An 18,724-nucleotide genomic window follows, 5' to 3' on the forward strand; every position below is an offset into this window, starting at 1 on the left:
GTCAGAAGAACTCCGCGAGGCGGTTCTTCACGCGGCGCTTGGCGCCGCCCGCCGCCTGCCGGAAACTGATGCGCCACGGCGTGCGCTTGCCCTCCACGCTCGTCCGGCCGTCCCGGATGGCGTCGAGGATGCCGTCGAGCGAGCGCTCGTCGGCGCCGACGCGGGTCACCGCCTGCCCCACCATCTCCGCGATGTGGGCGTCGCTGCCCGCGGTCATCGGGAGGTTGTGGGTGCGCGCGAACCGCTCGGCTTTGCGGTTCGCGCGGCCCGTCAGCAGCCGCGAGTTGTACACCTCGATGGCGTCGGCGGACGCCAGCGTCGCCGTCGAGATGTTCGGCGCGACGCCGCTTCGCGAGGACTGGAACGGGTGGGGGACGACGGCGAGACCGCCGCGGTCGCGAATCTCGTCGAGCGTGTCCACGAACGGCTCGCCCGACGGCACCGCCTCCTCGACGCCGAGGGCGAGGACGTGGCCGTCAGCGCTGGTCACCTCCATCCCGGGGATGCCGACGAGGCCGTACTCCTCGGCGAGGTCGGCGGCCCGGAGGCTCGCCTCGATTTCGTCGTGGTCGGTGACCGCGAGCGCGTCGAGCCCCACCGCCTGCGCCTGCTCTAAGAGCATCTCGACGGGGTCGCGGCCGTCGTAGGAGAGTTCGGAGTGCGCGTGGAGTTCGACGGAAAGCACGCCTGCAGGTAACGCGGGGGTGGCCAAAAGCGCCCCGGTACGGGCTCGTTCGGCCGACGCCCCACGCAGATAGTGGGCACGTCCGTGCACATGGAAACGACTAAACGCTCGCGGAAGGACCACGAAGGTGAATGCCACTCGCCGAATCGGACCGACGCCTCGTCGAAGCGGAACTGGGACGGGACCCGACGCGGGCGGAGGCCGCGCTGTTCGAGAACCTCTGGAGCGAGCACTGCGCGTACCGCTCCTCGCGCCCGCTGTTGTCCGCGTTCACCACCGACAGCGACGACGTCGTCGTCGGACCGGGCGACGACGCCGCCGTGGTGTCGGTCCCCGGCACGGACCAGTTGGTGACGTTCGGCGTCGAGAGCCACAACCACCCCTCCTACGTCGACCCCTACGACGGCGCGGCGACGGGCGTCGGCGGCATCGTCCGCGACACGCTCTCGATGGGCGCGTACCCCATCGCGCTCGCCGACGCGCTGTACTTCGGGGGCTTCGACCGCGACCACTCCCGCTACCTCCTCGACGGCGTCGTGGAGGGCATCAGCGACTACGGGAACGCCATCGGCGTCCCCACGGTCACGGGGAGCACGCAGTTCCACGACGGCTACGAGGGCAACCCGCTCGTGAACGTCGCGTGCGTCGGCCTCGTCACCGAGGACCGCCTCGTCACCGCCGCCGCGAAAGAACCCGGGAACAAGCTCGTGCTCGTCGGGAACGCGACCGGACGGGACGGCCTCGGCGGCGCGAGTTTCGCGAGCGAGGACCTCGCTGAGGACGCCGAGACGGAGGACCGGCCCGCGGTGCAGGTCGGCGACCCGTACACGGAGAAACTCCTCGTGGAGGCCAACGAAGCGCTCGTCGACGAGGGCCTCCTGCAGGCTGCCCGCGACCTCGGCGCGGCGGGACTGGGCGGCGCGTCCTCGGAGTTGGTCGCGCTCGGCGGCCTCGGCGCGCGCATCGACCTGAACGAGGTCCACCAGCGCGAACCGAACATGAACGCGCTCGAAATCCTGCTCGCCGAATCCCAGGAGCGGATGTGCTACGAGGTCCGCCCCGAGGACGTCGAGCGCGTGCGGGAAATCGCGGAGCGCTTCGACCTCGGCTGCTCGGTCATCGGCGAAGTCACCGACGGGAACTACGTCTGCGAGTTCGACAGCGAGGCGCAAGGCGCCTCGGAAGACGCGAGCGGCGACAGCCGCGAGCCAGAGACCGTCGTGGACGCGCCTGCTGAGTTCCTCGCGGACGGCGCGCCGATGAACGACCTCGAACGCGAGGAGCCGACCGAACCTGAGACGGACCTGCCCGACGCCGCCCTCGGCGAGGCGTTCGACGCGGTGCTGTCGAGTCCGAACACGGCGAGCAAGCGCTGGGTGTACCGCCAGTACGACCACGAGGTCGGCAACCGGACGCTCCGGCGGCCCGGCGAGGACGCGGCCGCGCTCACCCTCCCAGAAGCCGACGGGGAGACCGCGCTGGCGTTCTCCGCGGGCGCGAACCCGAACTGGACGACAGCGTCGCCGTACCGGGGCGCGTACGCGACGGCCGTGGAGAACGCGACGAACCTCGCGGCCGTCGGCGCGGAGCCGCTGGCGGCGGTGGACTGCCTGAACGGCGGGAACCCCGAGAAGCCCGACGTCTACGGCGGCTTCGCGGCGGCCGTCGACGGTCTCGCGGACGGCTGTCGCGCCGTCGACGCGCCGGTCGTCGGCGGGAACGTCAGCCTCTACAACGACTCGGTTGCGGGTCCCGTGCCGCCGACGCCGACGCTCGCGATGATCGGCGTCAGGCAGGGCTACGACGCGCCCGGGATGGCGGCCGCGGGCGATGGAAGTCTCGTACTCGTCGGCGGCCACGACGAGACGCTCGGCGGGAGCGAGTACCTCGCGCAGTTCGACGGCAGCGCGCCGTTTCCGGAAGTCGGGGCTGCGGGCGTCGCGGGCGTCCGGACGGCCGCGAATCACGACGCGACGCTCGCGGTTCACGACGTCAGCGACGGCGGCCTCGCGGTGACGCTCGCGGAGATGGTCGACGAGGACGCTGGCGTCGCTGTCGACGTGCCCAGCATCGACGCGCTGTTCTCGGAGGCACCCGGCCGTGCAGTCGTGGAGACGACCGACGCGGACGCGCTCCGTGAGGCCATCGACGCGCCCGTCGTCGACATCGGCGAGGCGACTGGCGACGGCGCGCTGGCGCTCGCTGTGGCTGGGCAGTCCGTCGACTACGACTTCGCGGAAATTGTGGACGCGCGAAGCGTCCTCGAACGCGAGCTCGACTAGAAGAACGCCGGCACGAAGTACGCTACTGCGACGCCGACGAGCAGCACGAGAAAGCCCGTGCCGACCTGACCCGTCGAGTAGTCCTGCATCGGTGACGTGACGCGACCCGCGTCGTCCGCGTGGTCGTCGTGAGCGTGGTCGTCTGCCATGCGCGGCGGTTGCACGCGGCCCTACTTGGCAGTACCGAACCCGCGCGGTCAGTCGCGGGTGTGTCGGACGATGTGGACGTCGTAGCGGTCGTCCGCGGAGACGTTCTGTCCGACGGAGGTGATGCCGCCGACCATCCGCCCGGCGTTGTCGCTGCCGATGAACACGACCGTCGCGTCGTGTTCGACCGCGAGGTCGCGGACCGCGCGACTGACTCGGCCGCGCGGCGCGTACTTGTCCACCACCCGGTAGTCGAACCCGACGTCGGGGTCGAAATCCGTGACGTTCTCGGTGAGATTCTGTGCGACCTGTTCGACGCTGAACGTCTCGTCGCCGCCCAGCCAGCCGCGTTCGCGCGCTTCCGTCGAGTCCCGCGGAATCGCGGTGACCGCGACCACCGCCTCCCCGGTCGCTCTGGCGAACGCGACCGCGCGGTCGAGCGCGGCCTGCGAGAGCGGCGAGTTGTCGAACGCGACAACGTACGTCATGACGTATCCCTCACGCACGGTTGTTGGATGCCGGAGACGAAACCACTATCGGAGGGTCCGTCGAACTGAAGCGTATGCTGACCAAGCGCGTCATCCCGTGCGTCGACGTCGACTTAGACGACGACGGGAACGCCGCCGTCTACACGGGCGTGAACTTCGAAGACCTCGAGTACACGGGCGACCCCGTAGAGATGGCGAAACGGTACAACGAAGCGGGCGCCGACGAGTTCGTCTTCCTCGACATCACCGCGAGCGCGGAGGGCCGGGAGACGATGCTGGAGACCGTCGAGCGCGTCGCCGACGAGGTGTTCATCCCGCTGACCGTCGGCGGCGGCATCCGCGACAAAGCCGACATCAAGGAGACGCTGCGCGCGGGCGCCGACAAAGTCTCCATCAACACGGGCGCGCTCGAACGCCCCGAACTCATCACGGAGGGCGCGAAGGCGTTCGGCAACCAGTGCATCGTCATCAGCGTGGACGCGCGGCGGCGCTACGACGAGCAGGGCGAGCACTACGAGCAAGTCGACGGGGAGTCCTGCTGGTTCGAGGCGACCGTGAAGGGCGGCCGCGAGGGGACCGGCCGGGACGTCGTCGAGTGGGCAGCGGAGGCGGAGGAGCGCGGCGCGGGCGAGCTGTTCGTGAACTCCATCGACGCCGACGGCACGAAGGACGGCTACGACCTGCCGCTGACGGGCGCGGTCTGTGACGCCGTCTCGACGCCCGTCATCGCGTCCTCGGGGTGCGGTTCGCCCCAAGACATGGTCGACGCCTTCGACGCCGGCGCGGACGCGGCGCTCGCCGCCTCGATTTTCCACTACGGCGAGTACACAATCGAGGAGACCAAGCAGTACCTCGACGACCACGACGTCCCGGTCCGACTGTAGGAGCGACGACTACGGGAGCGTTATTTCCCACCGAACGCTACGAATGATTTATCATCGAAGCCTCATACATTAGTGATATGTCTCACTCTGGCGTGCCCGGGTCGGGGGACCCGGGAACGACCCCCTGTCCGGCCGACGGACCGCTCGACCCGGGTCGCTCGGCGGTGGAAGCCGTCGAGTGTAACTCCGCGCGATTCGTGAACCTCGCGCACTCGTCTCGGGGCGTGCAGCCGACGTATCTGGTGTTGACCGACAGCGACGTCGACGGCACGCAGCTGTCGCTCACGGACGTGCTGTCGATGCCCGAGATACAGAACGCCGTCGCGTACTTCGGCGCGGACACGGACAGCGTCCGCGTTCGCACGCAGTCCGGTCGTCGCAAGGCCCTCGAAGAACACGTCGACGCGCTCGCCGAACGCAGTTCCGCGCCCGCCTTCGAGTTCGGGGACCGCTGCTTCGAGTTGTCCGTCGTCCTCGGTTAAGCCGCCGCTTCGAACGCGTCCGCGAAGTCCCGGAGTTCGTCGCCCATCAGCGTCGCCGCCGACTGGAGGGCGTCGAGGGGGTCGGTGCCGTCCTCGGTCTTGATGGTGAGCACCGGTTCGGTCTGTCCGCCGGACTGCTCGGGGTTCATGTCGTACGAGGCCGCGGCGACGCCGTCGGTCTCGATGAGCGAGCCCTTCAGCCCGTTCATGAACGTGTGGTCTTCCCCGGCAATCTCGATAGTGAGTTCCGCGTCTCCCTTCTCGATAACCCGCAGGTCCATGCGTGTAGATTCGCTCGTGGCGCGTTTCAACGTTTCGAACCGTCGGCTCGCGTGCGGACTGTTTATGCCGCCGGCGCGAGCCACGTGGACGTATGAACGTCTCGCCGGTGGTCGTCGTCGCCGCGACGACACTCGCGCTCCTCGCGGTGACTGCCGCGGTGCCGCGGTTTCGTCGGTTCTCCGCGCTGGCTCGCGTCGCACCCGTCGCCGTGCTCGTCGGCATCGCTGGTGCTGCGGCGCTGCAACTGCTCGACATTTGGACCGCCGCCGCGTACGCGGCCGTCGTCGCGCTCGCCGCGACCGGCGTCGGTGTGCTCTCCGTCGGCGAGGGCCGCGCTGCGGTCCGGCGCGTCCGCAGTCGACTCTTGTTCGGGATTCCGTGGGGGACGCTCTTAGTCGTCGCCGCCGTCGCCGCGTTCTACCTCGTCGTCCAGTTCGGCGCGACCGGACGACCGCTGGTCGTGCCGTTCGTCTCGTGGTCGTACTTCTACCCCGTCGGCATCGTCACGTCCCCGTTCGCGCACGCCAGCCTCGGCCACGTTACGGGAAATCTCATCGCGACGGTCGCGCTCGCGCCGCTGGCGGAGTACGCGTTCTCACACTACCCGACCGAGCGCGGCGAGACCTCTTTCGGGTCGTGGCGGACCAACCCCTACGTCCGCGCGCTCGTCGTCTTCCCCGCGGTTGTCTTCGGCGTCAGCCTGCTGACGGGCGTGTTCTCGTGGGGCGCGACAATCGGCTTCTCCGGCGTCGTGTACGCGTTCGCGGGATTCGCGCTCGTGCGCTTCCCGCTGGCGACCGTGCTGGCGGTCTCCGCTCGTGAAGTCCTGTCGCTGCTGTGGACGGCCGTCAACGACCCGATTACGTACGCCTCCGCGTCGCCGTCGTTCTCCTCGCCGTGGTGGGCGGGTATCTCCGTGCAGGGCCACCTGTTCGGGTTCCTCGTCGGCGCCGTGCTCGCCGCCGCGCTCGTCGTCCGCCGCCGGAACCGGCCGTCGGCCGCCCGCATCTGGTTCGGGTCAGTCGTGTTCGCGGCGTCGATGTCGCTGTGGGCGGTGTGGTGGTACGGCGCCGTCGACGAGTACGTGCTCTTCCGCGCGCTCGGCGTGCTGTTGGTCGTCGCGCTCGCCGCCCTCCTGACTGCGGTCGTGCGCGCCGACACGAGCACGCTGTTCGGCGACGTCTCCACGCGGAAGGTCGCGTTCGTGGTGTTGCTGTTGCCCGTCGTGACGATGTCGATGGTCGCCGTGCCGGTGAACCTCACCACCGTCGCGGACGCCGACCTCCCGGGCGACCCCGTCGAGGTCCGCGGCTACGAGGTGACCTACGCCGAGGACGTCACCAACGAGCGCGTCGCTGGCGTGGACGTCCCGTACTTCTCGCAGGCGACGAACGTCTCCGCCAGCGGCGTCATCGTCGCCAGCCCCGAGCGCGAAATCTGGACCGAGGAGGTGAGCGCGGGCAGCCTCGGCTTCTACGGCGACCAGTCGGTCACCGTCGGCGGCGTCGGCTGGCAGGAGTCCGTCGGCGTCCACCGCCGCGGCTGGGTGCCCGCGGGCGCCAGCCCGGTCTACAACGTCTACGTCACGCCGCCAGACAGTGCGACCCGCCACGTCTACAGCTCCGACAACGCCACCGCGGACCCGGTTGTCGCCGGGCGACAGGTGCGCGTGACAGCGAGCAGCGGCGGCTTCGACCTCGACGTCCTGCGCGATGAGCGCGTCGTCGACTCGACGGCGATTCCACAGCAGAACGAGACCACTAATGCGGGCGGGCTGACGTTCGTGCGCAACGGGAGCCGTGTGCTGGCCGAGCACGAGAACACGACTATCAGCATCGCGAGCCGGGAGTCCTACGAGTAGCCCGCCCACTCGATGCGGAACGCTTCGACGTCCAGCACTTCTCGCTCGCTGGTGTGGAACTCGAACTGCTGTGCGACGTCCAGTTCCGCGGCGAACGCGTGGGTCACCTCGCCGCCCTCGTCGGCGGCGAACGACTCCACGAACGACTGGCTGCCGGCGTTGTGAATCGAGTAGGAGACGCCCGCGATGTCGGCGGCGGTGGCGAGGAACGCGCGGTCGGCGTGTTCGCTGCCGCGCTGCGCGCCGAACGGCGGATTCATCACGACCGTGTCGACGCTCGCCAGCGGCGGTCGCGTCGCGTCCCCGAGCAGCCAGTCGACGGCGACGCTCGGCTCGACGCGCGGTTCGTTCTCGCGCGCGACGGCGAGGGCGTCCGGGTCGCGTTCGACCGCGAGGACGCGCTCGGGGTTGCGGGTGGCGGCGCCGAGCGCGAGCATCCCCGTGCCGGTGCCGAGGTCGGCGACCGTGCGGCCGGCGAGGTCGCCGTGGAGGTCGGCGAGGTGGAGGAAGTGAGCCGCGAGGTCGGCGGGCGTGGGGTACTGTTCGAGCGCGGCGCTCGGGTCGTCGAACCCGTCGACCGCCGAGAGGCGCTGTTCGAGCGCGCGCTTCATATCCGAGCGGACGGCTCGGGGGGCGAAGAAAGCTCCGTCACGGCGAGACAGTCAGTTCAGCGAGAGACCGTCGACGTCGACGGCGAGGCCGTCCCGGCGGGCGCGCTCGGCGACGGCGGAGAGGGCGGGCCGGACTTTCTCGGGGGCGGCGGCCTCACGTACGTCGACAGTGAGGCGGTTCGCGCCGAGGAACGCGGCGTTCTCGACGAGTTCGCGGAGGCGGTCTGCTTCGCGCTGGGTGGCGAGCGAGCAGTCCTCGTCGAAGGCCGCGTCGACGGTGACTTCCGCGGGGACGTAGCCCTCGTCGGCGAGGTCGTCGGCGAGCGCGCGCAGGTCTTCGCGAGACGCGTCGGCGATGGTGTCGGCGTCGACGGTTACGGGAGTGGAGTCGGTGGGGCGACAGCCCTCGATGGGGCTGGTTCGGCGTGACGTGCTCATGCTGCTCACACATACATGGGGGAAATACAAAAAGGTTTGCTAATGCACAGTAGTAATTCTATTGGGGGGTGCCCGACCCCGTCGTTATTTGCTGGCGCGCACGTATGTGAGCGCATGAACGGCGGGACGAACGCGACCAACGAGTCGATTCGCGTCCTCCACGTCGACGACGACGAGGCGTTCGGCGGCCTCGCCAGCACGTACCTCGAACGCGTCAACGAGCGCCTCGACGTCGCTACAGTCACCAGCACGACCGACGCACTCGACCACCTCGCCGACCACGACGTCGACTGCGTCGTCTCCGACTACGACATGCCCGAGCAGAACGGCATCGAGTTCCTCGAAGTCGTCCGGGAAGACCACCCCGAATTGCCGTTCGTGCTGTTCACGGGGAAAGGCTCCGAGGAGGTCGCCAGCGACGCCATCTCAGCGGGTGTCACCGACTACCTCCAGAAGCAACGCGGCACCGAACAGTACACCGTGCTCGCGAACCGCGTGCAGAACGCCGTCGAGAAACGCCGCTCCGAGCGCGCGCTCGACGAACGCAACCGCCGCCTCGAAACCCTCATCAGCAACCTCCCCGGGATGGTGTACCGCTGCCGGAACGACCCCGACTGGCCGATGGAGTTCGTCGGCGGCGAGTGCGAGCAACTCACGGGCTACGCCGCCGACGCCCTCGAATCCGGCGACGTCGTCTGGGGAGAAGCGGTTATCCACCCCGACGACCGCGAGGAGATGTGGGAGGTCGTCCAAGACGCACTCGCCGACGACGCCGCCTTCGAGGTCACGTACCGCATCCACACGCAGGGCGGCAACCGGAAGCACGTCTGGGAGCGCGGGCGCGGCATCTACGACGCCGACGGCGACCTGCGCGGCATCGAGGGGTTCATCACCGACATCACGCAGCAACACGAGCGCCAGCAACGCCTCGAACGCACCTCCGAGCGCTTCCGGGCGCTGTTCGAGAACTCCCCGGACATGGTGAACATCCACGACGCCACCGGCACCATCGTCGACGCGAACCAGCGGTTCTGCGACGAACTCGGCTACGACAGCCGCGAAGTCGTCGGAATGAACGTCTGGGACATCGACACGATGGCCGAACCCGAGGGCGTCAAAGCGATGGAATCCAAGATGGACCACGGCGGCGTGCAGCGCTTCGACGCCGAGTTCGAGCGCGCCGACGGGTCGACGTTCCCCGTGGAAGTCCACCTCGCGAAACTGGACGTCGGCGGCGGCCCACAGTTCCTCGCCATCAGCCGCGACGTCAGCGAACGCGAGGCCCGCGAAGCCGAACTCCGCCGCCTCAAGCGCCAGTACGAGACCGTCTTCGAGAACGCCCAAGACGGTCTCTTCCTCCTCGAAGTCCTCGGCGACGGGGACGACGTGGAGTTCGTCTACCGACAGCTCAACCCCGCACACGAGTCGATGAGCGGCCTCGACGCGGACGAAATCCGTGGGCAGACCGAGACCGAAGCGTTCGCGTTCGACGAGAGCCTGAGCCGCAAGACGACGTCGTACCACCGCCAGTGCTACGAGCGCCGCGAGCCCGTGGAGTTCGAGGAAGTGTTCGAGTTCCCCGCGGGCGACGTCGCCGTCTCCGGGACCGTCTCCCCGGTCATCATCGACGGCGAAGTCACGCACCTCGTCGGTGTCACCCGCGATGTCACCGAGTTCAAGGAACGCGAGCGCGCGCTCCGCCGCGAGCGCGACCGCTTGGAGGAGTTCGCGGACATCCTCAGCCACGACCTCCGCAACCCCCTGAACGTCGCGGAGGGGAACCTCGAAATCGCCCGTGAGAGCTACGACAGCGAACGCCTCGAAACGGTCGCCGACGCCCACGACCGGATGCGCGCGCTCATCGACGACGTCCTCGCGCTCGCCCGGCAGGGACGCACGGCGACCGACCTCGACGACGTCGCACTCGACGCTGCCGCCGAGCGCGCGTGGGCGTCCGTGGAGACGCGGGCCGCGACGCTCGTCGCGGACGCGGAACTGACGGTGCGCGCCGACGAGGGCCGCCTCGCCCAACTACTGGAGAACCTCTTCCGGAACTCCGTCGAACACGCCGCCGCGAACCCGCCCGAGGACTGCGTGACGGTCCGCGTCGGCGCTCTCGACGACGGCTTCTACGTCGAAGACGACGGCCGCGGCATTCCCGACGGGGACCGCGAGCGCGTCTTCGAGTACGCCTACTCGACGAACGACGACGGGACCGGACTCGGACTCAGCATCGTCGCGGAACTCGCGGACGCCCACGGCTGGGCGGTCGAAGTCACCGACGGAGAAACTGGCGGCACGCGCTTCGAGATTACGGGCGTCGAGCGCGTCGCGTAGCGCTCACCAGGTGCCGTGGAACGTGTCGAACGACAGGTCTTCGAGGGGCTTGTTGCCCACCGCAATCTCGTACTCGCCGGGCGTCAGCATCGGCTTGTGGAACTGCGGGCCGTCGTCGGTCGTGATGCGCGGACAGCCCGTGTTCACGAACGCGTCCATGTCGAAGTTCCGGAGGCGGTCCGGGGTCACCTCGTCCATCGTGATGAGGTAGGCGTTGTCGTTGTTCTCGACGATTTCGTTCGCCTGGTCCCAGCGACCCTGCCCGATTTTCGTACAGAAGATGACGCCCCACTTCTCGGCGCTCATCGCCTTGTGGACGGTGGCGTAGCGCTGCTTGAGGAACTTCTCCGTGTCCGCGACGTCGACGGTGTTGTTCACGGGGTCCGCGATGACGACTTTCTTGTCGGGGTGTTCCATCGCGAGACCGAGCGGGTGGAACTTCCCGCCGCCGACGTACAGCACTTGGTCGGCGTCGATGTCCGCGCTCGCGTAGTTACAACCGAGAACTTGGCCTTCGTGCGTGAGGCGGTCGTCGCCCTTCCGCGTGTGGACGTCGAAGTCGCGGGCTTCCAGCCACTCTTTCATGTCCTCGAAGAGGTTCATGTGCTGGGCGGTCGTGACGAGGCCGACGTCGCCGATGTCCAGCTCTTCGAGGGACTGCTCCATGATGGGTTCGACGTCGACGTTCGAGAACAGCGGCACGTAGATGATTTTCTCGGACTCCTTCATCGGGGAGTGCCCGAAGTGAACGAAGACGTCCGTCCGCCGCATCATGTACGTGTCGAGGTCGCAGGCGCCGTAACACGGCTGGCCCGAAATCATCACGCGCGTGTCGTCGGGGAGTAGCTTGCGGAGGTCGTCGGCGACCCCGGGCGCGCTTCGCTTCAGCCCCTCGGGGAACTGCATGCCGACCTTCTCCGCGTCGCGCTCCTCGACCGCGTCCACGATGCGGTCGAGTTCGTAGTCCCACGTCCGGTCGTGTTTCAGGGAGAGTCCGGTGTTCCGGAGGTCTCCGGCCGAACGTGTCTCTTCGTGACTCATTGCACTCCGATACTGGCTTCGGTCGTTTAACCTCGGCGGTTTCACGGGTTCGACTGCAGTCCACTCGCATACGCGTTGCAGTGGCATGCGAACCCGTCACAACAATCTCGACCCGAGCAAGCAAGGCTTTTCTGTGACATGCTGTTTGCTGGGGTGTGTCCGACACTGAACGAGGTTCCAGCGACGCACAGCGTTCGAGTGATACCAGCCACTCGATGCCCTCGCGCCGAGGATTCCTCGGCGCGGTCGGCGCCGCATCGACGGGCGCTCTCGCGGGCTGTACGAGCCTCTTCGGCGGCAGCAGCCAGGACGTCCTCCGTGTCACTGCGTGGAGCGGGAACTACGGCGAGCGCTTCGAGAACGCCATCAAGCCGATCTTCGAATCCCGGTTCGACGCCGAACTCCGCGTGAACTTCGGCTGGAACGAGATTCTCGCGAACATCAAGGCCGCACCGCCGGACGACCCGCCCTACGACGTGACGGTCACGTGCGAGCCCATCTACTACAACGGCCGCAAATCGGGGCTGTTCGAGCCGCTCCGATACGACGAGAACATCCCGAACATCGAGAACGTCATCCCCTACTACCGGGATATCCGCCCCATCGAGTACGGGGCGCCGGTCGACGGCGCGCCGCTGTCCATCCTCTACCGGAACGACCTCGACGAGCCGGTCGAGACGTGGAGTGACTTCACGGGGTCGACGGTCACCGAATCCAGCGGCGTCGGCGTCGACTCCGGGTTCTGGATCTACCCGCTGCTCGCGGCCGGCGTCGGCACCGACGCCGCGCCCAGCGCGCAGGAACTCTACCAGGAGCAGTACCACGAGGACATCTTCGACACCCTCGAAACGTGGCCCATCGAGGGCTGGGCGTCCTCCGGCACCGACGTCTGGCAGCAGTTCGACAACGGCATCATCGACGCCGCGCAGTGGTACTTCGGCCAGATCTACTACGACATCGAGGACCACGACAACATCGACTTCGCGATGCCGTCCGCGAACGCCGCCTACCTCGACAACTGGGCGGTCGTCCGCGGCACCGACCAGCGCACGCTCGGAGAGGAGTTCATCAACATGCTCCTCGACCCCGAAGTCCAGAGCAAGTGGTCCGAGGAGTCACCGACGCTGTTCACGACCGAGGACATGGAGTACGCCGGCGACCTCGGCGAGTACCTGCCGTCCAACGCGGAGGAAGCCCAGCAGTACGCCATCCCCCAGTGGGACGACCTCGCGGAGTACTCCGAGACGTTCTCCGAGAAGTTCCAGACGATGAAGACGCAGGGCTGACGCCCGGTGAACACAATGGCAACAGTCACCCTCGACGACCTGACGAAGAAGTACGGCGACCTGACCGCAGTAAACGGCCTCGACCTCGATGTCGAGGACGGGGAGCTCCTCTGCCTCCTCGGCCCATCCGGGTGCGGGAAGTCGACGACCCTACGGATGCTCGGCGGCCTCGAAACGCCGACGGACGGCGACGTCTACATCAGCGACGAGCGCGTCACCGACACGCCCGCCTACGACCGGAACACGTCCATCGTCTTCCAGTCGTGGGCGCTGTTCCCGCACAAAACCGTCGCCGAGAACGTCGCGTTCGGCCTCAAGATGGACGGCGTCGACGAGGACGAACGACTCGCGAAAGCCCGCCGCGTCCTCGACATCGTCGAGATGGGAGAGTTCGAGGACGCCGACCCGGAGGACCTCTCCGGCGGACAGAAGCAGCGCGTCGCTCTCGCGCGCTCGCTCGCCGTCGAACCGGAGGTTCTGTTGCTCGACGAGCCGTTGTCGAATCTCGACAAACGGCTCCGCGAGCAGATGCAACTCGAACTCCGGAACATCCAGGCGGAAGTCGACACCACGTTCGTCCACGTCACCCACGACCAGAACGAGGCGTTCACGCTCGCCGACCGCATCGGCATCATGAACGACGGCCAACTCGAACAGGTCGGGGCGCCGCGGGAAGTGTACGACGACCCGAACAACCAGTTCGTCGAGGAGTTCCTCGGTGACACGAACCTCGTCTCGGCGACCGTCGACGAGCTGACCGCCGACGGCGTGGTCGCCGACGTCGAGTTCGGCACGACGATCGAGGTTCCGACGCCGACCGACGACCTCGAACCGGGTGACCCGCTGTCCGTCTCGTTCCGCCCGGAGATTCTGACCATCGAGCCCGCCGAGAGCGACGGCACCGACGCGGCCGCTCACGACGACGGGTTCACGAACGAACTCGTCGGAGCCGTCACGGACGTCCTCTACCGCGGTTCCTCGGTCCGCTTCTACGTCGAAATCGGCGACAGCAGCGTCTTCTTCGAGCAGAGTGTCGGCGCGGAGACCGACTTCGAGGTCGGCGACCGCGTCCGCGTCACGTGGGACCCGACCGACCTCCTCCTGTTCTCGGCGGGCGACCGCGTCGGCGGAGGTGGAACCTGATGGCGGGTCACGTCGACTCCGTGTTCACGTGGTTCGGCGAGCGCATCAAAGACCAGGACTCCACGGCGCTGTTCCTCCTGGTGCCAGTGACGCTGTTCGAAGTCGCGTTCTTCGTCGTTCCGTTCTGCATCCTCCTCCGGATGAGCTTCAACGCACAGTCGCCGAACGGCTTCTACGAGTCGGCGTGGACACTCGCGTCCTACCAGGAAGTCCTCCGGTCGGACCTGTTACACGACATCCTCCTGTTCTCGTTCAAGTTCGCCGTCATCGCCACGGTGCTGTCCGTGATTATCGGCCTGTTCTACGCGTACGCCGTCTACCGCGCCGACGGATTCAAGCGCTCCATCCTGCTGTTCGCCGTCGTCCTCCCGCTGCTGACGACGCTCGTCGTCAAGACGTACGCGTGGCGGCCGCTCCTCTCGCCGGACGGCGTGCTCAACAACGTCCTGCTCTCGCTCGGCGTCATCTCGACGCCAATCTCGTTCGCGCCGGGGCTGTTCGGCGCCGTCGTCGGCCAAGTGTACATCGTCGTTCCGTACAGCATCCTCTCGATTTACAGCGTGCTCTCGACCATCGACTGGGCGGTCGTGGAAGCGGCCCGCGACCTCGGCGCGTCCCGGCCGCGCTCGTTCGTCGAAGTCGTGCTACCCGAGGTGCTCCCGGGAATCGCGGTCGCGACCGTCGTCTCGTTCGCGTGGAGCGTCGGCGCGTACGCCGCACCCTCGCAGCTCGGGTCCGGCCAGCAGACGACGTTCGCGATGTACGTCGAACAAATCATGCTCAACCAGTTCAACTGGCCGTTCGGCGCGGCGCTGTCGGTGGTCATGCTCGGATTGATGCTCGTGGTCTCGCTGGCCGCGTTCCGCCTGCTCGGCGGCAGTGGAGGTGTCGGCGATGTCTGAGAACGGCCTGACCCGCGAACGCGTCGAAGACCTGCTGTTCCAGGCCGGCTACTGGACGGTGCTGGCGCTGATGTTGCTGCCCATCGCCGTCGTCTTCGTGACGTCCTTCCAGCAGGCTGACCTGCTGCAGTTCCCGCCGAAGGGGTTCAGCACGAAGTGGTACGCGCAGTTCTTCTCGAGCCCGCGCTGGCTCGGCGCGGTCGTCGACAGCCTCGTCATCGGCGTGGGCGCGTCAGCGGTCTCGACCGTGCTCGGCGTCGCCGGGTCGCTCGCCGTCAATCAATCGGACAGCCGGCTCGCGGACGTCCTGGTTCCGATCGTGTTGCTGCCGCTGCTCATCCCGCCGGTGGTCCTCGGGCTGACCTTCCTCATCTACTTCGAGACCATCGGCATCGGCAGCGACTACGTGCAGGTCATTCTCGCACACGCGTTGTGGGCGACGCCGCTGGCGTTCTTCATCATGCAGTCGGTGTTCTCCCGCTTCGACTGGAACCTCCGAGACGCCGGCATGGACCTCGGCGCGCGACCCCACCAGACGTTCTACCACGTCGTCCTGCCGAACGTGAAACACGGCGTCATCATCTCCGCGCTGGTGACGTTCATCATCAGCCTCCAGGAGTTCATCATGGCGCTGTACCTCACCGGGTTCGGCACGCGGACCATCCCGGTGCTGGCGTGGAATCAGCTCACGCAGTCGCTGACGCCGATGGTCAGCGTCGTCTCGACGTTCCTCATCCTGGCGTCCGTGCTCGCCGTGCTCGTCTCCACGGCGCTCATGAACATGGAGTGGCTGGCCGACCAGCTGTAGGTCGGTCGCCCGCCGGCTCCGGCACCTTCAAACCGTCCGAGCCCGAACCGCGAAGTATGAGCGTCGATTCCGATTCCGCGGCTGCGACTGGCACCACCAACGCCGACGACATCGCGCGCCAGCTCGGCGAAGCCATCGAGGAGTCCCCCGAGTACCAGCGCTACGAGGAGACGAAGGCCGCCGTCGAGGACAGCGAGGAAGTCCAGAATCTCATCGACGACTTCGAGGACCTCCGCCAGGAGTTCATGCTCGCGCGACAGACCGGCGACGCCACGCAGGAGGACGCGAAGAAGGTCGAGGACGCGCAGAACCGCCTCCACGACCATCCCGTGATGGCCGACCACCTCGACGCACAGGACGAACTGGAAGCCAAATTCGAGTTCCTCAACGACCTCATCTCGGAGCCGCTGGACGTCGACTTCGTCGGCGAGTCCGGCGCGTGCTGTCAGGACTAGCGACCGCTACTCGTCGTACTTCTCGCTGATTGTCGCTTCTTCGGCCGCGAGCGTCTCGATGCCGGTCTTCACGCCGTGCGTGAGGACGATGTGTCCGAGGTCCGTGAGCACGTAGTACGAGTACGGCTCGTCGGTACCCGTGTTCGGCTCGCGGCAGTCCCTTCCTCACCGTAGTCCCCGCCTTGCAGCACGTGCATCTGCCGTGCCTGCGTCCGCCGCCGCGTCGCGAACCCCGGGACGCTAAGGGGTTGCGCGACCCACGACGGGATATGGTTCACTCCGACTGGGGCGACTGGCTGCCGACGGCCGTCGAAGCGGCGAACCCCGACGGCGTCGCGGTCTGGTATCTCGGCTGCAACGGCTTCGTGCTCAAGGGCGAGGGCGGGACGACGCTGTTCATCGACCCCTATCTGGGGACGGGTGACCCGCCGCGCACGATTCGGATGATTCCGGTGCCGTTCGACCCACGCGACGTCACGGAGGCCGACGCTGTGTTCGCGACACACGAGCACGTCGACCACGTTCACGGGCCGAGTCAAGCGCCGATTCTCGCCGAGACCGGCGCACAGTTCTACGCGCCCGACGACTCGCTGACGGTGGCGCGCGGCGAGGAGTCGTGGGACGACAACTACGCCCTCGACACCGACCAGTACAACGAGGTCGAGGAGGGCGACACGTTCGAGGTCGGCGAGTTCACGGTCCACGTCGAACCCGCTCACGACCCGGACGCCACCCACCCCGTCTCGTACGTCATCGAGCACGACGCGGGCACTATCTTCCACGGCGGCGACACCAAGCCCAGCGACGACTTCGAGCGCCTCGGAAGCGAGTACGACATCGATCTCGGAATTCTGGCGTTCGGCACCGTCGGCATGGTCCCGGACAAGCAGACCCGCGTGCCGAAACGTACGCGCTGGTACAACGACGAGAACCAAATCATCGAGGCCGCCAACGACCTCCAGTTCGACCGCCTGCTGCCCTCTCACTGGGACATGTGGAAGGGCCTGACCGCGGACCCCACTGCCCTCCACCACCACGCCAACTCCTTCGAGTACCCGGAGCGACTAGACATCGTGGAAATCGGCGACCGCGTAGACGTGACAGGCGAGTAACTGGCAACGGGAGTCGGCGGGTAATTTAAGTCCTCGTCCGCGTACGTGGTCGTATGCACGACCAACCCGCGGGTGGTTCCGATGAGTGACGAGACGGTCGTCGAGACCGACGGCGTCACCGTCAGCAAGTTCTTCAACGCCGAGGACTTCCCCGTTCCGGCGGTCGCCTTCGACGTCGACTCCTCCCGCGACGACGCGGTCACGCTCCGCATTGTCGACGAGATTCCCGACGAGTTCGGCATCGACCAGATCGGGTTCCACCCCGAGTACGGCAGCGAACACTGGACGGCCAGCGGCGACGGCGTCGTTCGCTTCGAGCGCGAAATCGAACCCGGCGAGTCGTTCACCACGGTCTACGGCGTCCGCATGGAGGAAGGCCAAGACGAGACGCCGTTCCTCTCCGCGCCGACGGTCGAACTCGACGGCGAGGACATCGACGACGTGGTACCGCCGGAGTCCACGGACGTCGTCCGTGAACTCGCCGGCGGGGACCGCGACACGGTGCCGGGGCTGGAAGACGACGCCGAGGAGGCCGGCCTCGAAGCCGACATCGAGGGCAGCATCGAGTCCCTCGAAGAGGAGGACGCCGAAATCCTCGAGGGCGACGTCGACCTCGGCGACGAACCGAGCGACGACGAGGAGCTGGACACCGAGGACGAAGCGTTCGAGGCGGAGCCGGAGCCGTCGACCGAACCCGAGTCCGAGGGGTTCGGCGGCGAGCAGCCCGAACCGGACGCTGACGACGAGGAACCCCTCGCAGAGCCGGAAGCCGAGGGATTCGGCGAGGAGGAAGCCGACACCGAAGAGCCCGCGGAACTCGAACCGGAGCCCGCGCCGTCGTCGGTCGGATTCGACGCCGGCGACCTCGTGGCGACGCTCGCCGAGGCCATCCGCAACGACGAGGTCAGTGACGACGACCTCGAAACCCTGCAGGACGCCTTCGGCGGCGTCCCCAACAGCACGCAGGTCGAAATCGAGCACCTCCAGAGCCGCGTCTCCGAACTGGAGGCGTACACGGACGCCCTCGAGGAGTTCCTCGACGAGGAGGGCACCGCCCAGCAGCTCGTCAGCGACGTCGAGGACGAGGTCGCCTCGCTGTCCGCGGCGCTGGACGACCTCGACGACGAGCTCGGCGAGGTCGAAGCGAGCGTCGAGGACGCCGCGGGCGACCGCGAGCAGCTCCGCGAGCGCGTCGCGGACGTCGAAGCGGAAGTCGACGCCGTCGACGACCTCCACGAGGACGTCGAACGCCTCCGCGGGGACGTGGACGCAATCGACGAGCGCCTCGAAGACACCGAGGACGCCGTCATGGAGGTCGACGAACTCGAAGACGACCTCGACGACGTCAGCGAGGACCTCGAGGACCTCGAGGACCACGTCGACGAGATCGAGGAGTGGCGCAGCCAGCTCTCCGACGTCTTCGGCGCGTAACGCCGCCGCAGCCGCCCGGCTGGGGGAATCACAACCGTTTTCGGCGCCC

19 protein-coding genes are annotated in these 18,724 nt (G+C 67.6%); 12 read left to right on the forward strand and 7 right to left on the reverse strand.

Annotated elements, in window-relative coordinates:
• Position 1: 1 nt before the first annotated feature.
• On the reverse strand, positions 2-685 hold the full coding sequence (locus tag AVZ66_RS04750; RefSeq protein ID WP_058982309.1) for a PHP domain-containing protein: 684 nt from the start codon (positions 683-685) through the stop codon (positions 2-4).
• Between the two features lie 131 nt (positions 686-816).
• Here AVZ66_RS04750 and purL point away from each other — a divergent pair, with 131 nt between their 5' ends.
• Entirely contained in the window at positions 817-2,967 is a 2,151-nt protein-coding gene (purL, locus tag AVZ66_RS04755) for a phosphoribosylformylglycinamidine synthase subunit PurL (RefSeq protein ID WP_058982310.1), read from the forward strand.
• Here the strand turns inward: purL and AVZ66_RS16565 are convergent.
• Entirely contained in the window at positions 2,964-3,116 is a 153-nt protein-coding gene (locus AVZ66_RS16565) for a hypothetical protein (protein ID WP_197407725.1), read from the reverse strand. The genes purL and AVZ66_RS16565 overlap by 4 nt on opposite strands.
• 48 nt (positions 3,117-3,164) lie before the next feature.
• Positions 3,165-3,602 (reverse strand): universal stress protein, encoded by a 438-nt coding sequence (locus AVZ66_RS04760; protein ID WP_058982312.1) that lies wholly within the window; start codon positions 3,600-3,602, stop codon positions 3,165-3,167.
• A gap of 74 nt (positions 3,603-3,676) precedes the next feature.
• On the opposite strand from AVZ66_RS04760, the gene hisF reads away from it, so the two are divergent.
• Both hisF and AVZ66_RS04770 read left to right on the forward strand, forming a co-directional pair.
• Positions 3,677-4,486, forward strand: a complete 810-nt coding sequence (gene hisF / locus AVZ66_RS04765; RefSeq protein WP_058982313.1) for an imidazole glycerol phosphate synthase subunit HisF — start codon at positions 3,677-3,679, stop codon at positions 4,484-4,486.
• 77 nt (positions 4,487-4,563) lie between these two features.
• Positions 4,564-4,968 carry a hypothetical protein gene (locus AVZ66_RS04770; protein ID WP_058982315.1) on the forward strand — a complete coding sequence of 135 codons (405 nt, stop codon included), beginning with the start codon at positions 4,564-4,566 and terminating at the stop codon, positions 4,966-4,968.
• Here AVZ66_RS04770 and AVZ66_RS04775 read toward each other — a convergent pair.
• Complete coding sequence (locus AVZ66_RS04775; protein WP_058982318.1) at positions 4,965-5,249, reverse strand: DNA-directed RNA polymerase subunit L; 285 nt, start codon at positions 5,247-5,249, stop codon at positions 4,965-4,967. The two genes, AVZ66_RS04770 and AVZ66_RS04775, sit on opposite strands and share 4 nt — an antisense overlap.
• Positions 5,250-5,341: 92 nt before the next feature.
• Here AVZ66_RS04775 and AVZ66_RS04780 point away from each other — a divergent pair, with 92 nt between their 5' ends.
• On the forward strand, positions 5,342-7,111 hold the full coding sequence (locus AVZ66_RS04780) for a rhomboid family intramembrane serine protease (RefSeq protein ID WP_082678770.1): 1,770 nt from the start codon (positions 5,342-5,344) through the stop codon (positions 7,109-7,111).
• On the opposite strand, the gene AVZ66_RS04785 is transcribed toward AVZ66_RS04780, so the two are convergent.
• Together AVZ66_RS04785 and AVZ66_RS04790 are read right to left on the reverse strand one after the other, a co-directional pair.
• Positions 7,102-7,722: an METTL5 family protein gene (locus tag AVZ66_RS04785; protein ID WP_058982320.1), complete on the reverse strand. Its 621-nt coding sequence runs from the start codon at positions 7,720-7,722 to the stop codon at positions 7,102-7,104. The two genes, AVZ66_RS04780 and AVZ66_RS04785, sit on opposite strands and share 10 nt — an antisense overlap.
• A 51-nt stretch (positions 7,723-7,773) precedes the next feature.
• Positions 7,774-8,160 carry a hypothetical protein gene (locus AVZ66_RS04790; RefSeq protein WP_058982322.1) on the reverse strand — a complete coding sequence of 129 codons (387 nt, stop codon included), beginning with the start codon at positions 8,158-8,160 and terminating at the stop codon, positions 7,774-7,776.
• Between the two features lie 114 nt (positions 8,161-8,274).
• Here AVZ66_RS04790 and AVZ66_RS04795 point away from each other — a divergent pair, with 114 nt between their 5' ends.
• Positions 8,275-10,497: a PAS domain S-box protein gene (locus AVZ66_RS04795; RefSeq protein WP_058982324.1), complete on the forward strand. Its 2,223-nt coding sequence runs from the start codon at positions 8,275-8,277 to the stop codon at positions 10,495-10,497.
• Positions 10,498-10,500: 3 nt separating this feature from the next.
• Here the strand turns inward: AVZ66_RS04795 and dph2 are convergent, their stop codons facing one another.
• The gene (gene dph2, locus AVZ66_RS04800) at positions 10,501-11,538 is read right to left on the reverse strand and encodes a diphthamide biosynthesis enzyme Dph2 (protein ID WP_058982326.1); all 1,038 of its coding nucleotides are present in this window, start codon (positions 11,536-11,538) and stop codon (positions 10,501-10,503) included.
• Between the two features lie 155 nt (positions 11,539-11,693).
• On the opposite strand from dph2, the gene AVZ66_RS04805 reads away from it, so the two are divergent.
• The 7 genes from AVZ66_RS04805 to AVZ66_RS04835 all read left to right on the forward strand — a co-directional run bounded on the left by AVZ66_RS04805 (position 11,694) and on the right by AVZ66_RS04835 (position 18,675).
• Positions 11,694-12,824, forward strand: coding sequence for a PotD/PotF family extracellular solute-binding protein (locus AVZ66_RS04805; RefSeq protein WP_197407726.1), 1,131 nt, complete (start codon positions 11,694-11,696; stop codon positions 12,822-12,824).
• 15 nt (positions 12,825-12,839) lie between these two features.
• Positions 12,840-13,967, forward strand: a complete 1,128-nt coding sequence (locus tag AVZ66_RS04810; protein WP_058982327.1) for an ABC transporter ATP-binding protein — start codon at positions 12,840-12,842, stop codon at positions 13,965-13,967.
• Positions 13,967-14,869 (forward strand): ABC transporter permease, encoded by a 903-nt coding sequence (locus AVZ66_RS04815; RefSeq protein ID WP_058982328.1) that lies wholly within the window; start codon positions 13,967-13,969, stop codon positions 14,867-14,869. Before AVZ66_RS04810 ends, AVZ66_RS04815 begins: the two co-directional genes overlap by 1 nt.
• On the forward strand, positions 14,862-15,677 hold the full coding sequence (locus tag AVZ66_RS04820) for an ABC transporter permease (RefSeq protein WP_197407727.1): 816 nt from the start codon (positions 14,862-14,864) through the stop codon (positions 15,675-15,677). The genes AVZ66_RS04815 and AVZ66_RS04820 overlap by 8 nt, the downstream gene beginning before the upstream one ends.
• 56 nt (positions 15,678-15,733) lie before the next feature.
• Complete coding sequence (locus tag AVZ66_RS04825) at positions 15,734-16,132, forward strand: YlbF family regulator (RefSeq protein ID WP_058982329.1); 399 nt, start codon at positions 15,734-15,736, stop codon at positions 16,130-16,132.
• Between the two features lie 269 nt (positions 16,133-16,401).
• On the forward strand, positions 16,402-17,244 hold the full coding sequence (locus tag AVZ66_RS04830) for an MBL fold metallo-hydrolase (RefSeq protein WP_058982331.1): 843 nt from the start codon (positions 16,402-16,404) through the stop codon (positions 17,242-17,244).
• An 81-nt stretch (positions 17,245-17,325) separates the two neighbouring features.
• Positions 17,326-18,675, forward strand: a complete 1,350-nt coding sequence (locus AVZ66_RS04835; protein WP_058982333.1) for a hypothetical protein — start codon at positions 17,326-17,328, stop codon at positions 18,673-18,675.
• The last annotated feature ends 49 nt before the right edge of the window (positions 18,676-18,724 follow it).

This window comes from Halobacterium sp. CBA1132 (assembly GCF_001485535.1).
Classification (GTDB): Archaea; Halobacteriota; Halobacteria; order Halobacteriales; family Halobacteriaceae; genus Halobacterium.